The organism is Streptomyces xinghaiensis S187 (assembly GCF_000220705.2).
GTDB classification, from domain to species: Bacteria; Actinomycetota; Actinomycetes; order Streptomycetales; family Streptomycetaceae; genus Streptomyces; species Streptomyces xinghaiensis.
Genome location: NZ_CP023202.1, coordinates 2159355 through 2179571, shown reverse-complemented (window position 1 = coordinate 2179571; position 20217 = coordinate 2159355). Strand labels below are relative to the sequence as shown.

The following is a 20217-nucleotide window of genomic DNA, read 5'->3' as shown; positions in this document are numbered from 1 at the left end:
ATCCCCCGGACATCGGCAACATGTGACTCTAGTATAACTGTCATTGACTCAGCTTGACTCGTGGAGACCCGTGGAGGATCACATGCCCGGAACGGAAGCCCCGGGGCCCCGCCTCGCCGGAGCGGAGGGCGTACTGGAGGGACCGGCGCTCGACCGGCGGATACTCGCCGCGGCGCGGGCGCTGCGCGAACACGGCGTCCGCACCGGCGACCGGGTGCTGATCCAGGGCGACAACTCCACCGGCTACGTGGTGGCGCTGCTCGCCCTGACCCACCTCGGCGCCTGCGTCGTGCCGGTGGACCACGGGCAGTCCGCGGCCGGCACCCGCGCCGCCGCGGGACAGGCCCGTGCCCGGTGGCTCCTCTGCCGCACACCGCCCGCCGCCCCGCCCCCCGGCACCCGCGTCCTGAGCTACCCGGGGCTCGGCGAGGGCCTGGCGCCCCTGCCCGGACGGCCGGACCCCGCCGGCTGGTTCGCCCGGCCCGACGCGGTCGTGCTGTGGTCCTCGGGCACCACCGGCCGGCCCAAGGGCATCGTCAAGTCCGGCGCGGCCGTGCGCGACAACACCGAACGCACCATCGCCGGCATGGGCTACCGCTCCGGCGACGTCCTCGCCCCGCTGCTGCCCTTCTCCCACCAGTACGGGCTCTCGGTGATCCTGCTGTGGTGGCTCTCCGGCAGCACCCTCGTCGTCACCCCGTACCAGCGGCTGGACCGGGCCGTCGCCCTGGCCGCCGCGCACGGGGTGACCGCCGTGGACGCGGCCCCGTCCACGTACCACGCCCTGCTCGGCCTGGTGCGGCGCCGCCCGGCGGTCCGCCCCGGCCTGGACGGCGTACGGATCTGGGGAGTCGGCGGCGCCCCGCTGGACAAGCCGCTCGCCGAGGCGTTCCGCGCGGCCCTCGGACGGCCGCTCCTCGACGGCTACGGCCTCTCCGAGCTCGGCAACGTCGCCCTGGCCACCCCGGGCCGCCCGGTGGGCTGCGGCCGTCCGCTGCCCGGCGTCCGGGTACGCGTCAGAGCGCCCGGCGGCCGGCTCGCGGCCCCCGGCGAGCCGGGCGAGATCGAGGTGCTCTCGCCCGGTCTGATGGCCGGATACCTCACCGGCGAGGGGGAGCTGACCCCGGTGGACCGGGAGGCGTGGTACCGCACCGGCGACCTCGGCCGCCTCGACGAGGACGGCAATCTGCACGTCACGGGCCGCCACCACGCGGTCCACCGGCTCGGCCACACCCTCTTCCCGGAGAGCCTGGAGCGGAAGGCCGAGAGCTGCGGCCGGCAGGTCAAGGTGGTCGCGGTCCGCGACCCCCGGCGCGGGCACGCCCTGCACTTCTTCGTCGCCGACCCGGAGGCGGGAGCCTCGCTGGACTGGCGCCGGCGGATGGCCCCGCACCTGGCCGAGTTCGAACAGCCCAACGCCGTCCACGTGGTGGAGCGGTTCCCGGTCAACCCCAACGGCAAGGTGGACACCGCGGCCCTGCGCCAACTGATCGGCACGGGCGACCGGCACGCGCTGACCGGGGCCGGCTGACCGGGGCCGGCCGAGCGGCGCGGACCGCCCGGCGCCGGCCCCGGCATCTCCCGGCCCCGGCGGCCCGCGCCGGGGCCGGGGCCGGGGCCGGGCGCGTCAGGAACGGCGCAGCACCAGGGACGCGTTGTTGCCGCCGAAGCCGAAGCTGTTGACGACCGCCGCCGCCATCCCCGGCACCGGCAGCGCGCTCCGCGGCAGCACCACCCGGCGCGTCTCCTCCGGCGCGGACAGGCCCGGGGTCGGCGGCACCACCCCGGTGCGCAGCGCCATGGCGGCGGCGGCCACCGCGGGCACCCCCGAGATGTGCAGCAGATGCCCCACCGCGCCCTTGTGCGAGCTGACCGGCAGGGACGCCGTGCCCGTCCGGCCGCTGACCTCCTCGATCGCCCGCAGCTCCGCCGCGTCGCCCTGCGGGGTGCCGGTGGCGTGCGCGTGCACGTAGTCGGCGTGCTCCACCCCGGCGTCGTCCAGCGCGTCGCGCAGGCAGCCGGCGACCACGTCCGCGTCCGAGGCGACGGCCTTGCCCGCCGAGACCCGGCACGCGGCCCCGGCCACCACCGTGTCCGGTGCCAGGCCCCGGGCGCGGGCCGTGCTGCCGTGCTCCAGGACGATGGCGCCGCCCCCCTCGCCCAGGGAGATCCCCGCGCGCCCGGTGTCGAACGGCCGTGCCGCCGTCCGGTCGATGGCCCGGACGACGGCCATGCTGGCGTACTCGTAGCGGTTGAGCGCCGTCCCGCCGGCCACCACGACGGTGGTGGCCGCCCCCGAGCGCAGCGCGTCCCGGCCCAGGCTGATCGCGAAGACCGTCGAGGCGCAGGCCTGGGTGATGTGCACGGAGTGCCCGCCCTCCAGCACCCCGGCCGGCACCGGGCCCATGAACTCGTCCTGCTCCTCGCGGAGTCCGCCGTCCCCGCGCAGCGGCGACTGCCCGACCAGGACCACCAGGGAGCGGTCGGGCAGCGCCCCCAGGCCCGCGGACCGCAGGGCGTCCTCGGCGGCGGCCAGCGTGTACGCCTGCTTGCGCGCCGGGCCGTCGGCCGGGAAGCCGGAGATCTCCCCGACGGCCTCGCCCCGGTAGCAGTCCGCCGCGAAGCGCCGCGCGGGGGCCAGGGCCGAGCGGCCCTCGACGAGCCCGCGCCAGTAGGCGCCGGTGCCGCGGCCGAACGCCGTGAGCAGTCCGATGCCGCTGATGACGATGTCGTCACGCATGGGCCCACTGCCTTTCGGTCGAGGACAGCGCGGTGAGCAGCGCGGAGGGGGTGGCGGCGGTGTCCGGCGGCAGGGCGGGCGGGGAGCCGGCGCCCCAGACGGCGGCGACCGCGAGCGAGCCCGGGGCCAGCGGGTCGTCACCGGCCAGCACGGCCGGCTCGCAGATCACGGCCGCCGGGTGGTCGGCGGTGGCGGCCAGCCGCAGCACGGACTGCGCCGGCACACCGGCCAGCAGATAGCAGTTGCCCCGGTGCCCGGCGGCGGTCAGATACGGCCGTACCAGCTCCGAGGTCTCCGGCCGCACGGAGTCCGAGGGGCGGAGCCGCCGTTCCCGGTCGTGGCAGCGCTCGACGAGCCGGCGGGCCGCGAAGACGCTGTAGTCGTCGCAGAGCACGTACAGCGGCGCGGTGGAGCGCAGCGGCTCCGGGATTAAGGAGAAGGCCGCCTCCAGAACGGCCGACACCGCCTCACCGGCGGTCCGCCGCAGCCCGGGCACCCCGGCGAGCAGGGGTTCCCCCGTCGCCCTCGACACGGTGGCCAGTACTTCCTGGTCGGTGGAAGCCAGCGCTATCCGTGCCGGTATGTCTCCCGTTCGATGTATCCGGGCCGCCATCAAGTCCCCCTTGCTCGCCCAAGACAGTCATACTGTTTCACGCCATCTTGAGTGCAGAGTCATGTTGTGTCAAAGGTTCCGGCCGGCCCGCGGGGGATCACCGCGAGCCGGCCTCCCGGGCGGCCCGGGGGGCGGGGCCGGGGGGAAGCCGTGAGCGCACGCGGGGGTTCATGCGCTCACGGCGTTCTGGGGGGCCGGGACGAGGCCCAGCCGGTGGGCGGCGACCGCGGCGGTCACCCGGTTGCGCGCGCCGAGCTTCCGCCGCAGCGCGCTCACATGGTCCTTGACCGTGCCGGTGCCCAGGTCGAGACAGGCGGCGATCTCCGCGTTGGACAGCCCGGTGGCCACCAGCGCCAGCACCTCGCGCTCACGGCACGTCAGCCGCCCGGCCGCGGCCGGCATGCCCGGCGCCGCGCCGGTACCGGCGGCGCCGAGACCGAGGTACTCGTCGATGACGGCGCCGCGGACGGCCGGGGCCAGCACGGTGCCGCCCGCCGCCACCACGCGCACCGCGTCGACGAGGGTGGCCGGAGCGATGTCCCGGAACAGCAGGCCCGCCGCGCCCTCCCGCAGCGCGTGGACCATCCGTTCGCCCGTGTCGGCCGGTGTGAGCAGGGCGACGGCGGGCGGAGCGGGCAGGGCGCGCACGCCCCGCAGCACGGCCGTCCCGTCGCCCACGCTCCCTCCGGCACCCAGCAGCAGGACATCGGGCGCGGTCTCCGCCACGATGGCGACCGCGCCGCGGCCGTCGTCCTCGCCCACCACCCGTATACCGTCGGTGGACTGCAGGATCTGCCGCAGAGCCGTTCTGACCAGCGCCTCGCCGTCGACCACCACGACGCGTATCACGTTCCGCCCTTCGTGACGTCCGGCCCGCCCGGGGAGCGGGACCGGGACCGGACCCGGCCATCCTCGGATGCCGCGGCCCGGCCGCGGCGGGGCTCAGGTGTCCTTGACCGTGCGGGACCCGGTGACGGACTGGTACAGGCCGACGATGAGCAGCGCCCCGCCCACGAACATCAGCACCACTCCGACCTTGGTGAGGGTGAACACCGGGATCTCCACGTCCCCGGTGAACAGCCACAGGGCCAGACCCACCACGAACGTGATGGCGCCCTCGATCAGGTTCTTCATGGATGAAGCCATCGTTGACCGCTCTCCTCCGGTTTGACTGTCTGTGACATCCGGCGTCTGTCTCCAGACTAGGAGCGGTGAAGGCGCAGGTCGTCCGCCCGCCGGAGGAGTCCGGCTACATCCTTCGATGCACGGGACGGCGGCAACGGGCCCGCGCCACGGGCCGGTTCGGGCCGGGCCGGGGCGCGGGACGGGCGCGGGGACGGGCGCGGGCCGGCGGGGCGCCGTCCCGGCGCGGTCGCGGCCGTACCGGCGGCGCCGGTCCGCGGGCCGCGCCGGCCGGGCTGCCTCAGCGCTCGCCGCCCGGCACCCACAGCACGTCCCCGACCTCCTTGTTGGCCACCCGGGCCAGGATGAACAGCAGGTCGGAGAGGCGGTTGAGGTAGGTCGCCGTCAGCGCGTTCATGATCTCGCCGTGCACCTCCAGCGCCGCCCACGTCGAGCGCTCGGCCCGCCGCACCACCGTGGTCGCCTGGTGGAGCAGCGCGGCACCGGGCGTACCGCCGGGCAGGATGAAGCTGCGGAGCTTCTCCAGCTGCTCCAGGAAGCGGTCGCAGTCCGCCTCCAGCTTGTCGATGTAGCTCTGCTCCACCCGCAGCGGCGGGTACTGGGGGTTCTCGGCCACCGGGGTCGCGAGGTCCGCGCCCACGTCGAAGAGGTCGTTCTGGACGCGGACCAGGACCTTGACGACCTCCTCCGGCAGCGAGCCCAGGGCGATGGCCGTGCCGATCACGGCGTTGGCCTCGTTGGCGTCGGCGTACGCGGCGATCCGCGGATCGGTCTTCGCGGTGCGGCTCATGTCGCCCAGCGCGGTGGTGCCGTCGTCGCCGGTACGGGTGTAGATACGGGTGAGGTTGACCATGGCCCGAGCCTAAGGCCGCCCCGGGCGGCCCGCGGTGCCGGGCGGCCCGCGCCGCCCGCCCGGCGGCGGTCGCCGGGTGCCCCGGAGCACGGTGCGCGCGGTGGTGTCGCGGTGGTGTGAGGTCCGTCATGTGAGACGTGATGCGCGTCTCTTGGCCTTTCGACCGGCCCCCGGCGGCCGCTAGGGTCCCGAGTGGGAGATGGCGCGGCTCCCGCCGGCGACCGAGCCGGCACGGACCGGCACGGGCAGGCGTGAGGAGGCGGGACAGTGGCAGAGCACCCCGTCGTCACCGCGGCCGCGGTGCCCGCCGCCGGCGCCGGGCGCCCGGCGTCACACCGGCACACGGGCATGGCCGGGGACCGGCGAGGGAAGCCGGTACGGGAGTTCCGCAACACGGCCGTCACCGCCGTCACCGCCGCCGGCGACGCGCCGCGGGACCGGTGCCGGTGACCCCGGCGCGGAAATGCCCGCGGAGTACTACACCTTCCGCGGCGAAAGCGCACCTCCGGATCACCCACCCGGGTGAAATCCGTATCGGTTCGCTTACAGATGGCAACTATGCTGCCTGAGAGGTAGTCAGTTCTGTAGATCTTGACCGGGCCGTTCCGACAGGCCACCGCAGCACTATCCGGGAGCGCATATGCATATCAGGGGCGACCATGCCGAGCTGGTCGTCGGCGGCCGCCTCGACGTGCGCAGCGCGGCGGACGCCCGTGCGGCCCTGCATACGGCGGTGGACTCCGGCCACGGCGACCTGATGCTGGACCTCAGCGAACTCGACTCCTGGGACGCCACCGGACTCGGCGTGATCATGGGAGTCCACCGGCGGGCCGGCCGCGCCGGCCGGCGGCTCGTGCTCCGCGGTGTGCCGCCGCAGCTGCAGCGGGTCCTCGTCGCCACCCGTCTGCACCGCATCCTCGCCATCGAGGGCGGCCTCGCCGCCGAGGCCCTGCCCCGGGTCTGAGCGCCCGCCCCCGGAGGAACCGGTTCCCCGGCCGCCTCCGCCCCCGCCGGGCCTCCCCCTCCCATTTCCCCCGCGCCCCTCCGCACCGGATTCCCGCTCCGCAATCCCCGTGCCCTGCGGTGCCGTGAGCGGTCCCGTGCGCACTGCCGTGACCAGTGCGACTGCCGCTTTACCTCACAAACACATGACGTTCGCGTTCGCAGGCCCTCCCGCTGTTTCCCGGAGCCCGTACGACCGTCTAAAGTGCGGGACGCGCGGCATCCCACACTCCGCGACGCCCCCCGGACCACGCGACGGCTGGGGGCACCCCCCGGCCCCCGCCGGGGGAGTGACCGGCCGGGAGAGCATCGGCACGCGACGTACCTGGGGGCTTCACCATGGACCCGAACCACCGTGGGCCGGACGAGCACGGCCACCACCACGACGACCGTCCGGGCGCACGGCAGGACGCCGAGTCCACGCCCGGCCCTCCGGAGTTCCACCGGCGCGAGGCCGCGCTGCCCGTCCCGGCCAAGGCCGCCCGTTCCGAGCTGGTCGCCGGTGCCCCGACCCCCACGCCGGTCCGCACCACCACGCTGACCGCCGGCGAGTACCTGCTGACGGTCAATCCGCTCGACGGCAGCGAGGTCGAGGCCTGCCCGCCGGACCGGCGCCCCGCCGCCCCCGCCCGCCGCACCCCGGCGGAGCGCGCCCGCCGCGGCCGTGCCACACCGCCGCCGGTGCCCGCCGCCCCGGCCGTGCCCGCCGTCTCCGCCACCCCGCTGCTGGAGCGCGCCGAGGAGCGGATACGGCTCCGCGGCCTCCTCGCCCGCGGCCGGTCCGTCCGCGTCACCGGCCCCTCCGGCTCCGGCCGCACCGTCCTGCTGGACGCCGTGGCCGAGGAGTGCACCGACCTCGCGCCGGACGGGGTCGTCCGGCTCTCCGGCCACGGCCGCACCGCCTCGGACCTGCTGTACGACCTCTTCGACGCGGTGTACGACGCCGCCGGCCACCGGCCCGCCCGCGAGGACCTGCTCGCCCACGTCCGCCGCATCGGCGCCGTCATCGTCCTCGACGACCTCGGGTGCGGCGGCGCCGCGCTCGGCGAACTGCTCGACGCCACGCCCGAGTGCGCCTTCCTCTTCTCCGCCACTCCCGACGTGGCCGCCCCGCCCGCCGACGCGCATGTCGAGGAGGTGTTCCTCCCCGGCCTCAGCCGCGGCGCCTGCACCGAACTGCTCCGGCACGTCGTGGACCGCCCGCTGGAGGAGGACGAGGAGGCCTGGGCCGGAGACCTGTGGTTCGAGTCCGAGGGCCTGCCGCTCCGCTTCGTCCAGGCCGGAGCCCTGCTCAGGCAGCGGGACGCCCTGCGCGCCGACCCGGACGTCTTCGGCGGCGCCGGCCCGGAGGACGGGCCGCACACCGAGGGCGCCGAGGACCGCCCGGCCGCCGTGGACACCGTCAGCGGCCCGGAGGGCACCGAGGCCGCGGCGGCGGCCGTACCGCTGCCGACCCTCGCCGAGGCCGCCGCGCCCGCCGCCCTGCTCGCCTCCCGGCTGAGCGAATCCGCCCGCGAGACGCTGCGGCTGGCCCTCGCCCTCGGCGGCGACTGCCCCCACCACGCCCACCTCCCGGCGCTCGCCGGTGACAGCCACGCCGACGCCGCGCTCGGTGAACTCCTCGCCTGCGGCCTCGTCACCCCGGTCGCCGGGCACTACCGCCTCGCGTCCGGTGTCGCCACCCAGCTGGAGGCCGCGGGCTACGGGGAGGGCACCGCGGAACGGGCGCACCTCGCCGGCCGGCACTACGCCTGGTGGGCGGGCCACCCGTCCGTCCTTCCCGAGCGGGCCGCCGCCGAGTCCGAGGCCATGCTCGCGGCGATGGCCGTCCTCGTCTCCGGCGAGGAGCCCGGCCACCCGAGCACCGCCGTCCTGCTGGCCTGCACGGCCGCACCCGTGCTGGCCGCCGCGCTGAACTGGAGCGCCTGGGAGCGCGCCCTGCGGCACGGGCAGGAGGCCGCCAGGATCTCCGGGGAGGTCGCCGAAGAGGCGTACTTCCACCACGAGTTGGGCGTACTCGCGCTCTGCACCGGCAAGCTCGACCGGGCCCGCGCCGAGCTGGAGGCGTCCATCGCGCTCCGCGGCGTCCTCGCGGACCGGCGCGGTGCCGTCTCGGGCCGCCGGGCGCTCGCCCTCGTCGAGGACAAGGCGGGCGGTTTCGACCACACGGCGGGCGGCGCGGTGCCGGGCGACGAGATCCCCGCCGCGCACGCCGAGGAGTCCGCCACCCCGCCCGGTGCCGTCACCAGCGCCTTCGGCGCGCTCACCGCCGGCCGGGCCCCGGACACCGGTGCCACGGCCGTGACGCCGGCGCTGGTGGCCGGCGGCGCGGGTGCCGCAGCGGGTGGCCGGCCCGGCACCGCCAAGGGCTCCGGCCGGGGACCCGGCCGCCCCCTCACCCTGCTCAAGGGCGCCCGGCGCAATATCGCCGCCGTGAGCGCCGGGGCCCTGCTCACCGCGGTCCTGGGCACCGTGGTGACCCTCGGCGCCACCTCCGGCGGCGAGGACGGGCCGCCCGACCGGGTCATCTCCGAGCAGTCCGCCAACGAGGACGACGGCGGTGGCGGCCTCCCCGCCGAGGAGCCGACGGAGGACTCCACCCGGGGCCCCGAGCCCGTGGAGAGCGGCCGGGCCGGAACGGACGCGCCGGCGTCGGAGAGCCCGGACCCCAGTGCTTCGGGGGAGGGCGGCCCCTCGGAGAGCGACGGCCCCAGCGCGTCCGGGACGACGGGTACGGGCGGCTCCTCCGGCGGTTCCGGGGGATCGGGAAGCTCGGGCGGATCGACCGGCGGCTCGGGGGACTCGACCCCCACCAAGAAGCCGCCCACGAGCGAACCCCCGGAGGAATCCCCCTCCGGGGAACCGACGGACGACCCGACCGGCGAGGAGCCGACCAGCCCCTCGCCGACCGCGAGCGGCGGCACCACCAACACGGCGAGCGAGCCCGCGCCCGTCTCCCCGGTCGGCGGCGGCACGTCGTCGGCCTCCACCTCCGGGACGGCGCCGATGTCCGCGTCGACGTCGGCCTCGGCCGACGGGACGACCGGTACCGGCGAGGAGACCCCGGTCATCTGAGGCCGTGTGCCGCGCGGGGCCGGGCCCCGGGCTGCGGGGCCCGGTACGGCCCCGAACCCGCGGAGCCGGGGGCGGGGCGGGGACGGGGCGCGTCGGCTCAGAAGAGCCTGAGCTTGTCGTCCTCGATGCCGCGCAGGGCGTCGTAGTCGAGCACGGTGCAGCCGATGCCGCGGTCGGTGGCCAGCACCCGGGCCTGCGGCTTGATCTCCTGGGCCGCGAAGATGCCCCGCACCGGCGCCAGATGCGGATCGCGGTTGAGGAGTTCGAGGTACCGGGTGAGCTGCTCGACACCGTCTATCTCGCCGCGCCGCTTGATCTCCACCGCGACGGTCCCGCCGTCGGCGTCCCGGCAGAGGATGTCCACCGGCCCGATGGCAGTGGGGTATTCACGCCGAATCAGCGCATAGCCTTCGCCCAGTGTCTCGATCCTGTCGGCGAGGAGTTCCTGGAGGTGCGCTTCCACGCCATCCTTGATCAGCCCCGGGTCAACTCCCAGTTCGTGGGAGGAGTCGTGAAGGATTTCCTCCATGGTGATGATGAGCTTCTCGCCCGCCTTGTTCACCACCGTCCACACGGCGTCGTCACCCTCCTTGAGGGTGCACGGCGGAGACATCCAGTTGAGGGGTTTGTAGGCCCGGTCGTCGGCGTGGACGGACACACTGCCGTCGGCCTTGACCAGGATCAGCCGGGGCGCGGAGGGCAGATGGGCGGTGAGCCGGCCCGCGTAGTCGACGGAGCAGCGAGCGATGACGAGACGCATGGCCCGCACGCTACTCGACCGTCCCGCCTCCACGCGATTCGCCCTGGATGGGCACCTTCGGCGGCTGGCTGGTTGTCACCATTCTCCTGGTGCGGCCGGAGGGAGCGGCATACCGTGGATGCGGGAAGTCGTCGTCCGGGCACGCTCCGTCGCGGCTCCCCTTCGCCGTCCGAGGACCCCTGCGGGGGTGCGAGAGGAGAACCCCATGTCGCTGGACGTCTCACCGGCCCTGCTCGAACAGGCCGAGCGAGGCGAGGTCGATGAAGCGGAGTTCGTCGACTGCGTCCGGACCTCCCTGCCGTACGCATGGGAGATGATCAGCTCTCTGGTGGCCCAGCTCAAGGTCGACGGCGGGGAGTTCGCCGACAACCAGGTGCCGCCGCCAGACGAACAGGCGCGTGGCCAGCTCCTCCGGGCGCTGGCGAGCGACGCGATACGCGGGGCTCTGCAGCGGCACTTCGGGGTCCGGCTGGCGTTCCAGAACTGCCACCGGGTGGCCGTCTTCCCGACGGCCGGCACCTCCGACGAGAGGCTCGCGCGCTTCACCTCCGTACGGGGCCAGATCCTGAACCAGTCGCCCCAGCTGCGCGACTGCTGAGAGCTCCCGGCGCCGCCCCGCACCCGGAACGCCTCCGGTCGCGGGGCGGCGCCGTGCCGGCCGTGGTGCGGCGGGCGGGCGCCGCGGCTCAGGCGAGCAGGGGCAGCACCTCGGCGCCCAGCCGCCGGACGTTCTCCTCGGTCGCCGCCAGATCTCCCGACCCCTCCACCAGCAGGGCGAACCGGCTGATGCCGGTGCGCTCGGCGGTGGCCGCGAGCCGGTCGGCGCAGAGCCGCGGCGGGCCCACCGGGTGGAGTGCGCAGAGGAGTTCGGTGTACGCGCGCGGGTCGCGCATCCGGCGCTCCCGGCCGTCCACCGTGACATGGGCCTCCAGGCCCTGGCGCAGCCAGCCGGGCATCGCCTTGAGCAGCGCCTCGGCGGCATGGTCGCGGGAGTCGCCGATCTGCGCCACACCGGCCGAGACGTGACCGGCCGCCGCGATCTCCTCCGGGTGCCGGCCCGCCTCCCGGGCGCAGTCGCGCCAGAAGGCGACCATGCCGGCCTTCTCCTCGTCCCCGCAGTGCATGCCCAGGAGCATCGGCAGACCGCGCTCGGCGGCGAGCCGCACACTCGCCCGCGAGGTGCAGGCCACGACCACCGGCGGGCCCCCGGTCGGCTCCAGCAGCTCCCTCGGGCGCGGCACCACCTGGACCTCCCGGAAGCCGAACCGCTCGCCGTCGGCCGCCACCCGGGGTTCGCGCAGCCAGCGCAGCAGCAGGTCCAGCGATTCGGGGAAGCCCCGTTCGTAGGCCGCGAGGCCCGCGTTGAACACCTCCAGGTCCACCCAGGGGCCACCGCGGCCGACACCGAGGGTGAACCGCCCGCCCGAGAGGACGTGGAGCAGCGCCGTCTGCTCGCCGAGCGCCACCGGGTGGGTGGTCGGCAGCACGCTGACCGCGGTGCCCACCCCGATCCGCCGGGTGCGGCCGAGCAGCAGCGCGGCGAGCGTCACCGCGGACGGGCACACCCCGTACGGCACGAAGTGGTGTTCGGCGAGCCAGACCGCGTCCAGCCCCGCCCGCTCCGCCTCCTCCGCGGTGCACACGGCGCGGCGCAGCGCCTCGTCCGCTCCCTGGCCGGGGAACTGCGCGGCCAGTACGAAAACTCCTACCTGCATCGCCTTCTGCCTCCTCGCGGACGGCGTGCTGCCTCCCCTACCGGCAACAACGCCCGACACGTGCCAAGGGCACGGTCTCCCGTGAAGTTCTGCTGATTATCTGGGTTATTGGGGATTCCGAGGATTTCGGGCGATCGGAGGCGGTGATACGGTTTTCTGCGGATCCGGTACCGGGGCGGGTCCGGCGCGTAGGCTGGGGGGCGGCAGACCGTCCACCCTTCGGATATCCCGCGAGGTGCAGCCCGTGTCCCCCCGTCGTAACCGCCCCCGGGGCGGCGGCAGCAAGCCCACACCGTACGGCGGCGGCCGCCGCGAGGGGCAGGAGGAGGAGACCCCGTTCGGCGCCTGGGGCAGAACGGAGAGCTGGCGCGGCGAGGAGTGGGTGGTGCGGCCGGTCGGCGGCTCCACCGCGGCCAAGCGGTACCGCTGCCCCGGCTGCGACCAGGAGATCCCGCAGGGCCAGCCGCACGTGGTGGCCTGGGCGCAGCTGGGCCCGGTCGACGACCGGCGGCACTGGCACCGGGCCTGCTGGAACGCCCGGGACCGCCGCACCACGCGGGTGCAGCGGTCCCGTAACGCGCCCCGGTACTGATCCCCGGCGGGGCCTCCCGGGCCGGCCTCAGACGTCCCGCTTCTCCAGCGCGGCGTAGGCGCCGGCGAGCGCGACCGCCGTGACGACGGCCAGCAGCAGGAGCTGGCTCAGCCCGTCGCCGCCGTCGTTGACCTGGTGCAGCGCGGCGAGGGAGTTGATGGCGTTGTACTCCAGGATCTTCTCCGCCGCGGGCCGCATGCTCTCCGAGAAGAGGAGGAACGCCGGGAGGATCGCGGGGAGCAGGACCACGCCCAGCATCGCCGTGATGGCCCCCGCCGAGTGCCGCAGCAGGGTGCCGACGGCGAGGGCGAGCAGGCCCAGCAGCGAGACATAGAGCCCGGCGAGGACCGTCGCCCCGGCCCACTGCCCGCCGTCCGCCGAGGCCACTCCCGGCCCGCTGTGCATCCCCGCGCCCATCAGCGCGGTGAGCGTGCAGACCGCCGTGGTGACCGTCCACGAGACCGCCAGGAAGACCAGCGCCTTGGCGGTCAGCACCCGGGAACGCCGCGGCGCGGCGGTGAGGGTGGTGCGGATCAGGCCGGTGCCGTACTCCGAGGTGATCACCAGCACGCCGAGCGTGACGACGCAGATCTGGCCGAGAATCAGCCCGAACAGGCCGTTGGCGATGGGTGCTTGGGTCCCGTAGTCGCCGTCGTCGGTGAAGACGTTGATCAGGAAGCCGATCCCGAGCACGAGGAACGCCAGGACGGCCAGCGTCCAGACCGTGGAGCGGACCGAGCGGATCTTGGTCCACTCCGCGGCGATGGCGTGCCCGAGATGCGCGTCGCGCACCGGGATGGGCGAGGCGTACCCGCCCTGGGCGGGCAGCGGTCCGTGGCCGCCGCCGGGCTGCTGGTGCCCCTGCGGGTGGGCGCCGTACGGCTGGTGCGGTTGCGCGTGCGGCTGATGCCGGTTCTGCTGCTGAATCTGCTGCGGCGGTACGGGGGCGGCCTGCCCGTACGGTCCCGGCGCGGCGGAGGGCGCGGCGGAGGGCGCGGCGGCCGGGGCCTGATCGGGGGACTGCTGCGTCTGCGGCTGTGCCGGTGCCGGTGCCGGTGTCTCCGGGTCCGGCCGGTGGCTGCGGGGGTCCACTCCCCGGTCCTGCGACGGCTGGTCCCCGGCCCGGTCCTGCGACGGCTGGTCCCCGGCCCGCCGATCCGGGGCGAGTTGCACGGTGTCCCGCGGTCCGGGGGCGGGCCGCGCGGCCGCCGGCTGTGCGCTCCCGGACCCGGCGGGCGGCTGCCCGGCGGAGGGCTGCGCGGCCGCGGGCCGCTGCTCCGGTGTGCTGCTCGCCGGGGGCGCGGACGGCTGGTCCTGCGGCGGTGTGGCCGGGGATCCGGGCTGCGGCTGGGAGGGGGTCGTCATCGGGCTTCCTCGGTGTCACGCTTCGTCGGGTCGGGGCCGGGGGCGGCGCCGTTCGGCGCGGCGGACGCCGGCGGCGCGGCGGCGGGAACCGGCTGCGGCGCGGCGTACGGGTTCGGCTGGGGCGCTCCCGGGAACGGCCCTGGTGCGGCCGTGCCGGGGGGCGGGAAGCCGCCGGGCGGCGGCGCCTGGCCCGGGTGGCCCGCGTGGCCCTCGTGCCCCAGCGGTGCGTAACCGGGCTGCGGCACGTAACCGCCCTGCGGGGCGTACCCCGGACCCGCCGGGCCCGGTACGGCCGCCCGCAGGCCGGCCCGCGGGTCGAGGGTCGAGCGGTAGTCGACCGCCCCCTGCGTCATCTGCATGTAGGCCTCTTCCAGCGAGGCCTGGTGCGGCGAGAGCTCCCAGAGGCGGATGTCCGCCTCGTGCGCCAGGTCGCTGATCCGTGGCAGCGGCAGGCCCGACACCCGGAGCGCGCCGTCCTGTTCGGGCAGGACGTGGCCGCCCGCCCCGTTCAGCACGGTGGTCAGCTTCTCCCGCTGTTCCGGGGCGTCCACCGGGGTCCGTACCCGGGCGAATCCGGCCGAGTGGTGCGCGATGAAGTCCCGCACGCTCATGTCGGCGAGCAGCTGCCCGCGGCCGATCACGATCAAGTGGTCGGCGGTCAGCGCCATTTCACTCATCAGGTGGCTGGAGACGAAGACCGTCCGGCCCTCCGCCGCGAGGCCCTTCATGAGATTCCGCACCCAGAGGATGCCCTCCGGGTCCAGGCCGTTGACCGGCTCGTCGAAGAGCAGCACCTGCGGATCGCCGAGCAGGGCCGCGGCGATGCCGAGCCGCTGCCCCATGCCGAGGGAGAAGCCCTTCGACCGCCGCCGGGCCACGTCCTGCAGGCCCACCACGCCCAGCACCTCGTCGACCCGGCGGGCCGGGATGCCGGACAGCTGGGCGAGGGAGAGCAGATGGTTCCGGGCGCTGCGCCCGCCGTGCACGGCCTTCGCGTCCAGCAGCGCACCCACCTGGCGCGGGGCGTTGGGCAGTCTGCGGAACGGGTGCCCGCCGATCGTCACCCGCCCGGCCGTGGGCGCGTCCAGGCCCAGGATCATGCGCATCGTCGTCGACTTCCCGGAGCCGTTGGGCCCCAGGAAACCGGTCACGGCCCCCGGCCGTACCTGGAACGACAAGTTGTACACGGCCGTTTTGGCGCCGTAGCGCTTGGTCAGGCCGACTGCCTCGATCATGCTCCGCCCCTCGCCGGATGGGTCGGGGGCCGCGCGGATCCGGTGGTCCGGTGCGCAGTCCGAGTGGTGTGGTGCCCCCTGAGGTCCCACGAGACTACCGGCGAACGGGCCGGGCACCACCGCGGAGCCTGCCCCGGCCCCGCAACGGGCCGCGCGGCGGGGCGCGTTGGCCCGGTCCGGGGGTACGGCACGCGCCCGCGCCGCCGCCCCCGGACACCACGGTGCCCCCCGACACCCGGGGTGGCGGGGGGCACGGCGTGGACTCGGGGTGCGGGACGGGACGGACGGCCCGTCCGCCCGGCCGCGTACGGGCCGGGCCGCGGCGGGGTCAGCCGCGCTGCTGGGCCGGGACGCCGGCGGTCTCGTCGTCCGGGGTGCCGGCCGCGGCGACGGCCGCGCCGGTGAGCGTGGCCAGCATCTCGCGGACGTTGGTCAGCTGGGCGTTGATGCTGTCGCGGCGGTTGGTGAGCGCCGCCAGCTCGCGCTCGGACTCGCTGCGGATCCGGTCGGCCTTGGCGTTGGCGTCGGCCACGATGTCCTCGGCCTGGCGCTGCGCGGTCTCCACCGTCTGGCGGGCGCGGCGCTCGGCGTCGGTGCGCAGCTTCTCCGCCTCCAGACGGAGCTGCTCGGCCCGGTGCTCGATCTCCGCGAGCCGCTTCTCGGCCTTGGCCTGGCGGGAGGCGAGGTCGCGCTCGGACTGCTCGCGGCGCTTGGCGAGGTTCGTCTCGAAGTCCGCGGCGGCCTGGGCGGCCTTGGCCCGGGTCTCCTCGAAGAGGGCGTCGGCCTCCTCGCGCTTCGCCTGGGCGTCCTTCTGCGCGTCGGCGCGGAGCGTGGACGCCTCGCCCTTCGCGCGCTCGACGATCCGGGCGCCCTCGTCCTCGGCCTTCTGCTTGCGGTCGTTGGCGTAGCTCTCGGCGTCGTTGCGGACCTGCTGCGCGGCCGACTCGGCCAGCTCGCGGTGCTGGTCGGCGGCGCGGCGGGCCTCGTCCCGCAGGTCCTTGGCCTCCTCCTCGGCGAGGCGGAGGATCTTCTCGACCCGGGCGCCGAGACCGGCGTACGAGGGCTCGGAGTCGTTGACCTGGGCCTGGGCGTTCTGCGTCTCGAGGTGCAGTTCCTCGATCCGCTTCTCCAGGGCGGAGATGCGCGACAGTGCGCTGTCGCGGTCGGCGACGAGCTTGGTGATGCGGTCGTCCACCTGGCCGCGGTCGTATCCACGCCGCACGAGCTCGAAGCCGAAGGGGGAGGAAGTGTCGCTCATGGGGTTCCTGTCGAAAGAGACTGAAAGAGACCGGTGAGGTGATAGACCGAATCCTAGGCGCCTGTACGGCGTGTCATCGAGTCATTGACGGTTTGATGTGGAGAATGACCCCTCTTTTGAGTGGCTAGCTGTCGGAACCCTTGCCACCCGAACGAGCGGCCCCCGCTGCCGCGGCCGTTTTGACCCCGTTCGCGCCCCCGGCCGCACCGGGCGTCTCGAAGGACTCCAGGGCCTCCAGAACGTCCTGGACCCGTGAGATCTCGGCGTTGATGTCCTCGCGCCGGCGGACCAGCACATCCAGTTCCCGCTGTCCCTCGTCGACCGTCCGCTTCGCCTCGGCCGCCGCCTCCGCGCGCATCGCCTCGGCCTCGCGTTCGACCTCCGCCTTCTTCTGCGCCGCCTCCTTGAGGAGCGCCTCGGCCTTCTTCACCGCCGCGATGCGGACCTTGCTGGCCTCGCTGCCGGCCTCCGAGAGCAGCTTCTCCGCCTTCTTCTCGGCCTCCGCGACCTGTTCGGCCGCCGCCGTGACCAGCTTGTCGACCCGCTCGCCGGCCGACTTCACCGCCTCCGCGGCCTCCCGGCGCGCCCGCTCGTGCAGCTCCTCCATCTCGGCCTCGACCCGGGTCCGCAGCTCCTCGGCCCGCTCCCGGATCGCGGTGGCGTCCCGGCGGGCCTCGCTCAGCATGGTGTCGGAGTCGGTACGCGCCCGCTCCACCACGCCGTTGCCCTCGTTCGTCGCCTCGCCGACGATCCGCTCGGCCTCCCGGCGGGCGGCACCGACCATGGTGTCCGCCTGCTCCTCGGCCGCCGTCGCCGCGCGCAGCGCCTCCTCGCGGGCCCTTTCCACCAGCTGGTCCGCCTGCTCGGCCGCGTCCGACCGGCGCTGGGCGGCGGCCTTCCGCGCCTCGTCGAGCACCCGGTCCGCCTCCGTCTGCGTCTCGCGGCGCAGCCGCTCGGCCGCCGCCTCCGCGTCCGCCTTGGTGCGGGCCGCCTCGGCGCGGGTGCGCGCCGCGTGCTGCTGGGCCGAGGTGACGGCCTCGGCGGCCTCCCGGCGCAGCCGGTCCGCCTCCTCGGTGGCCTCCGCCAGCAGCCGGTCCGCCTGCACCGCGGCGTCCGAGCGCCGCTTGTTGGCCTCCTCGCGGGAGGTGGCGCGGAGCCGCTCGGCCTCCTCGATCGCCTCCGAGACCGTGCGGTCGGCCATCGACTTGGCGGCGTCCGTCTCGTCGCGCGCCTCCTGCCGGAGCCGGGTGGCGTCCTCCGAGGCCCGCTCCCGCTCGGCGTAGGCGTCCGCGCGGACCCGGTCCGCCTCGCCCTGCGCCTCCTCGCGGGTGCGCTGCGCCGCGTGCTCGGCGGCCGACCGGAGCCCGGCGATCTCCTGCTCGGCCTGCTCGTGCAGCCCGGCCACCGAGTCCCGTACCTGCTGGGCGGTCTGCTCGGCGGCGCCGACCAGTTCGGCGGCCCGCCGCTCGGCCTCCTCCAGCAGCCGCGCGGCCTCCGACTGCGCCTCCTCGACCCGCTTGCGGGCGGAGGCCAGCAGCTCCTCGGACTGCTCCCGGGCCCGGCGGCGCTCCTGGTCGGCCTCCTCGCGGGCGTCCCCGAGCAGCGTCTCCGCCTCCCGGCGGCGGCGGGCGGCCTCCTCCTGGGCGGCGTTCAGCGCCTCGGCGGCCTCGGCGCCCGTGCGCTCGGCGGCGGCCGCGGCCTCCGCGCGGATGCGGTCGGCCGTCTCCTGGGCCTGCGCCCGCAGTTCCTCGGCCTCCGCCATGGCGTCCGTCCGCAGCCGCACGGCCACCGACTCGCCCTCGGCGCGCGCCGAGGAGGCGTCCGCCGCGGCCTCCGCGCGCAGCCGCTCGGCGTCCTCCTCCGCCTGCTGCTGGAGGGTGCGCAGCCGCTCGGCGGCCTCGGTGCGCAGCCGGTCGGTCTCCTCGACGGCCTCCCGGCGCAGCCGCTCGGCCTCCGTACGGGCCTCGCGCAGCGCCTCCTCGGCGGCGGTGACCCGCTCCTCGGCCTCGGTGTGCAGCCGGGTCAGTTCCTCGGCGGCCTCGGCGCGGCGGTCGCGGGCGGCCCGCTCGGCCTCCTCGCGGAGCTGGGTGGCCTCCTCGACGGCCTGGTCGGCCGTCTTCCGGGCCTGGGCGAGAGCCTCCTTGCGCAGCTCCTCCGCCTCGCCCCGGGCACGCTCCAGGGCGTCCTCGGCCTGCCGGCGCAGCGTCGTGGCGCGCTCGATGGCCTCGGTGCGGACGCGCTCGCTCTCGGAGCCGGCGTTGTTCCGCAGCTCCTCGGCGTCGGCCTTGGCCTTGGCCAGCAGCTCCTCGGCCTGGTTCGCGGCCTCCTCGATCTGCTGGACGGCCTCGCGGCGGGCCTCGCCCCGCAGCCGCTCGGCCTCCGCGACGGCGTCGGCCCGCAGCTGCTCGGCCTCGCCGCGCAACCGCCGTGCCTCCTCCTGGAGTTCGACGGTCTTGGCGCGGTACTCCTTGGTGTCGTCCTTGGCCGCGCCCTTGACCTGCTCGGCGGCGTCGGCGGCCTCGCTGCTCAGCCGGGAGGCCTCGGCCTCGGCCTCGCGGCGGATGCGCTCGGCCTCCTCGGCCGCGGCGCGGGTCGTGGCCTTGGCGTCCTCCTCCGCCTTGGTCAGCAGCTCCTCGGCGCTGCGGGCGGCCTTCGCCAGCTGGGCGGCGGAGTCCTCGGCGACCTTGGAGCGGGCGGCCTCCTCGGCCTCCGCACGCATCCGGTCGGCCTCGGCGCGGGCGTCGGCCCGCAGCTGCTCGGCCTCCGCCTTGATCGTCTCGGCTTCCTTGGTGGCCTCGTTGACGAGCCGGGCGATCTCCGCCTTGGCGGTGCGCATCCGCTGCTCGTTGGCGGACTCGGCACTGCTGAGCTTCTTGCCCGCCTCGGCCTCCGCCTGCTCGCGCAGCCGGTCGGCCTCGGCGCGCGCCGTGCGCAGCGCCTCCTCGGCCTCCTTCATGCGCTGTTCGGCGGCCCGGGTCAGCTCCGAGGCCTGGCGGCGCGCCTGCTCGGACTCGCCGACCGTGGAGGTGCGGAGCTGCTCGGCGTGGTCGGTGGCCTCCTGCGCCTGGTTGGAGGCGGCGGTCAGCAGGCGCTCGGCGTCGGTGCGGGCCCGGCGCAGGATCTGCTCGGCCTCGGAGCGGGCCGACTCGGCCTGGCTGCCCAGCCGCTCCCGGGCCTGCTCGGTGAGGCGGTGCGCCTCGGCGCGGGCGGCGGCGAGGGACTGCTCGGCCTCGGCGCGGGACTCGTCCAGCAGCCGGCGGGCCTGGGCCTCGGTCCGGGCGCGGAGCTGCTCGGCCCAGGCGACGTTCTCGTTGACGTGCGCCTCGACGGTCTGCCGCCGCTCGGCCAGCTCCTCGTCGAGCCGGCGGCGGCGTTCGACCGCCTCGGAGTGCAGCTCGGCCTCCAGCCGGGCCTGCCGCTCGGCGACCTCCTGCAGGAGCCGCTGCGTCTGGGCGCGGGCCTCGCGCAGCTCGCGCTCGGCGTCGGTGCGGAGCTGGTCGGCCTGGATCTGGGCGTTGCGGAGCAACTGCTCGGCCTGGTAGCCGAGATCGCCGTGGTCGTAGGCGGGCCGGGACATGATGGTGCGGCGCGCCTCGTGCAGCTTGGCGCGCAACACCTCGACCTGGTAGCCGAGGTCGTCGGCGTGCTGGACGGCCTTCTCCCGCTCGGTCTTCAGCCGCTCCATCTCGGCTTCGAACTTCGAGAGGTGGTCGTCAGCCTCGTAGCGGTCGTAGCCCCGCACTGCGCGGTCCATCCGTCCCCTGGTCGCGTCGACACCGGCGCTGCCCTGCCCGTTCCAGGCGCCGGCCCGTTCTTCGATCGGCAACAGCCCTTCCGTAGGAAGGTACGTTCCGAAACAAGGATGC

17 protein-coding genes are annotated in these 20217 nt (G+C 75.5%); 6 read left to right on the top strand and 11 right to left on the bottom strand.

From position 1 onward, the window contains the following. The first annotated feature begins 82 nt into the window (after window positions 1-82). Window positions 83-1531 carry a class I adenylate-forming enzyme family protein gene (locus SXIN_RS09120; RefSeq protein ID WP_095756841.1) on the top strand — a complete coding sequence of 483 codons (1449 nt, stop codon included), beginning with the start codon at window positions 83-85 and terminating at the stop codon, window positions 1529-1531. A 96-nt stretch (window positions 1532-1627) separates the two neighbouring features. Here the strand turns inward: SXIN_RS09120 and SXIN_RS09115 are convergent, their stop codons facing one another. The 5 genes from SXIN_RS09115 to SXIN_RS09095 form a co-directional block, all read right to left on the bottom strand. Next, entirely contained in the window at window positions 1628-2740 is a 1113-nt protein-coding gene (locus SXIN_RS09115) for a beta-ketoacyl synthase N-terminal-like domain-containing protein (RefSeq protein WP_095756840.1), read from the bottom strand. Next, the gene (locus SXIN_RS09110; RefSeq protein ID WP_095756839.1) at window positions 2733-3272 is read right to left on the bottom strand and encodes a hypothetical protein; all 540 of its coding nucleotides are present in this window, start codon (window positions 3270-3272) and stop codon (window positions 2733-2735) included. The genes SXIN_RS09115 and SXIN_RS09110 overlap by 8 nt, the downstream gene beginning before the upstream one ends. A gap of 249 nt (window positions 3273-3521) precedes the next feature. Further along, window positions 3522-4202, bottom strand: coding sequence for a LuxR C-terminal-related transcriptional regulator (locus SXIN_RS09105; RefSeq protein ID WP_095756838.1), 681 nt, complete (start codon window positions 4200-4202; stop codon window positions 3522-3524). A gap of 93 nt (window positions 4203-4295) precedes the next feature. Continuing rightward, window positions 4296-4499 carry a DUF5708 family protein gene (locus SXIN_RS09100; protein WP_039818877.1) on the bottom strand — a complete coding sequence of 68 codons (204 nt, stop codon included), beginning with the start codon at window positions 4497-4499 and terminating at the stop codon, window positions 4296-4298. Between the two features lie 277 nt (window positions 4500-4776). After that, window positions 4777-5349, bottom strand: coding sequence for a cob(I)yrinic acid a,c-diamide adenosyltransferase (locus SXIN_RS09095; protein ID WP_019706726.1), 573 nt, complete (start codon window positions 5347-5349; stop codon window positions 4777-4779). Window positions 5350-5616: 267 nt separating this feature from the next. Here SXIN_RS09095 and SXIN_RS09090 point away from each other — a divergent pair, with 267 nt between their 5' ends. From SXIN_RS09090 to SXIN_RS09080, 3 genes are all read left to right on the top strand, one after another. Then, complete coding sequence (locus SXIN_RS09090; RefSeq protein ID WP_019709989.1) at window positions 5617-5799, top strand: hypothetical protein; 183 nt, start codon at window positions 5617-5619, stop codon at window positions 5797-5799. A gap of 190 nt (window positions 5800-5989) precedes the next feature. After that, window positions 5990-6313 (top strand): STAS domain-containing protein, encoded by a 324-nt coding sequence (locus SXIN_RS09085; protein WP_019709988.1) that lies wholly within the window; start codon window positions 5990-5992, stop codon window positions 6311-6313. Between the two features lie 377 nt (window positions 6314-6690). After that, complete coding sequence (locus tag SXIN_RS09080) at window positions 6691-9426, top strand: AAA family ATPase (RefSeq protein WP_095756837.1); 2736 nt, start codon at window positions 6691-6693, stop codon at window positions 9424-9426. Between the two features lie 97 nt (window positions 9427-9523). Here the strand turns inward: SXIN_RS09080 and nucS are convergent, their stop codons facing one another. After that, window positions 9524-10186, bottom strand: a complete 663-nt coding sequence (nucS, locus tag SXIN_RS09075; RefSeq protein WP_019709987.1) for an endonuclease NucS — start codon at window positions 10184-10186, stop codon at window positions 9524-9526. Window positions 10187-10391: 205 nt separating this feature from the next. Between nucS and SXIN_RS09070 the strand changes: the two genes are divergently transcribed. Continuing rightward, a complete protein-coding gene (locus SXIN_RS09070) occupies window positions 10392-10784 on the top strand; it encodes an SCO5389 family protein (protein WP_019709986.1) in 393 nt (130 codons plus the stop codon). An 88-nt stretch (window positions 10785-10872) separates the two neighbouring features. Here the strand turns inward: SXIN_RS09070 and SXIN_RS09065 are convergent, their stop codons facing one another. After that, entirely contained in the window at window positions 10873-11901 is a 1029-nt protein-coding gene (locus SXIN_RS09065; protein WP_019709985.1) for an LLM class flavin-dependent oxidoreductase, read from the bottom strand. A 244-nt stretch (window positions 11902-12145) separates the two neighbouring features. Here SXIN_RS09065 and SXIN_RS09060 point away from each other — a divergent pair, with 244 nt between their 5' ends. Beyond that, a complete protein-coding gene (locus tag SXIN_RS09060) occupies window positions 12146-12493 on the top strand; it encodes a hypothetical protein (RefSeq protein ID WP_019709984.1) in 348 nt (115 codons plus the stop codon). A 27-nt stretch (window positions 12494-12520) separates the two neighbouring features. On the opposite strand, the gene SXIN_RS33015 is transcribed toward SXIN_RS09060, so the two are convergent. The 4 genes from SXIN_RS33015 to scy all read right to left on the bottom strand — a co-directional run bounded on the left by SXIN_RS33015 (window position 12521) and on the right by scy (window position 20093). After that, complete coding sequence (locus SXIN_RS33015) at window positions 12521-13321, bottom strand: ABC transporter permease subunit (RefSeq protein ID WP_039822238.1); 801 nt, start codon at window positions 13319-13321, stop codon at window positions 12521-12523. A gap of 533 nt (window positions 13322-13854) precedes the next feature. Beyond that, a complete protein-coding gene (locus tag SXIN_RS09050; protein WP_095756834.1) occupies window positions 13855-15093 on the bottom strand; it encodes an ABC transporter ATP-binding protein in 1239 nt (412 codons plus the stop codon). Between the two features lie 328 nt (window positions 15094-15421). Then, entirely contained in the window at window positions 15422-16351 is a 930-nt protein-coding gene (locus tag SXIN_RS09045) for a coiled-coil domain-containing protein (protein ID WP_043459659.1), read from the bottom strand. Between the two features lie 124 nt (window positions 16352-16475). Then, a complete protein-coding gene (scy, locus tag SXIN_RS09040; RefSeq protein WP_095757980.1) occupies window positions 16476-20093 on the bottom strand; it encodes a polarized growth protein Scy in 3618 nt (1205 codons plus the stop codon). Between the last annotated feature and the right edge of the window lie 124 nt (window positions 20094-20217).

Coding starts and splice junctions, on each gene's coding strand:
- SXIN_RS09120 (WP_095756841.1), top strand. CDS start 83: ATGCCCGGAACGGAAGCCCCGGGGCCCCGCCTCGCCGGAGCGGAGGGC.
- SXIN_RS09115 (WP_095756840.1), bottom strand. CDS start 2,740: ATGCGTGACGACATCGTCATCAGCGGCATCGGACTGCTCACGGCGTTC.
- SXIN_RS09100 (WP_039818877.1), bottom strand. CDS start 4,499: ATGGCTTCATCCATGAAGAACCTGATCGAGGGCGCCATCACGTTCGTG.
- SXIN_RS09095 (WP_019706726.1), bottom strand. CDS start 5,349: ATGGTCAACCTCACCCGTATCTACACCCGTACCGGCGACGACGGCACC.
- SXIN_RS09085 (WP_019709988.1), top strand. CDS start 5,990: ATGCATATCAGGGGCGACCATGCCGAGCTGGTCGTCGGCGGCCGCCTC.
- SXIN_RS09080 (WP_095756837.1), top strand. CDS start 6,691: ATGGACCCGAACCACCGTGGGCCGGACGAGCACGGCCACCACCACGAC.
- nucS (WP_019709987.1), bottom strand. CDS start 10,186: ATGCGTCTCGTCATCGCTCGCTGCTCCGTCGACTACGCGGGCCGGCTC.
- SXIN_RS09070 (WP_019709986.1), top strand. CDS start 10,392: ATGTCGCTGGACGTCTCACCGGCCCTGCTCGAACAGGCCGAGCGAGGC.
- SXIN_RS09065 (WP_019709985.1), bottom strand. CDS start 11,901: ATGCAGGTAGGAGTTTTCGTACTGGCCGCGCAGTTCCCCGGCCAGGGA.
- SXIN_RS09050 (WP_095756834.1), bottom strand. CDS start 15,093: ATGATCGAGGCAGTCGGCCTGACCAAGCGCTACGGCGCCAAAACGGCC.
- SXIN_RS09045 (WP_043459659.1), bottom strand. CDS start 16,351: ATGAGCGACACTTCCTCCCCCTTCGGCTTCGAGCTCGTGCGGCGTGGA.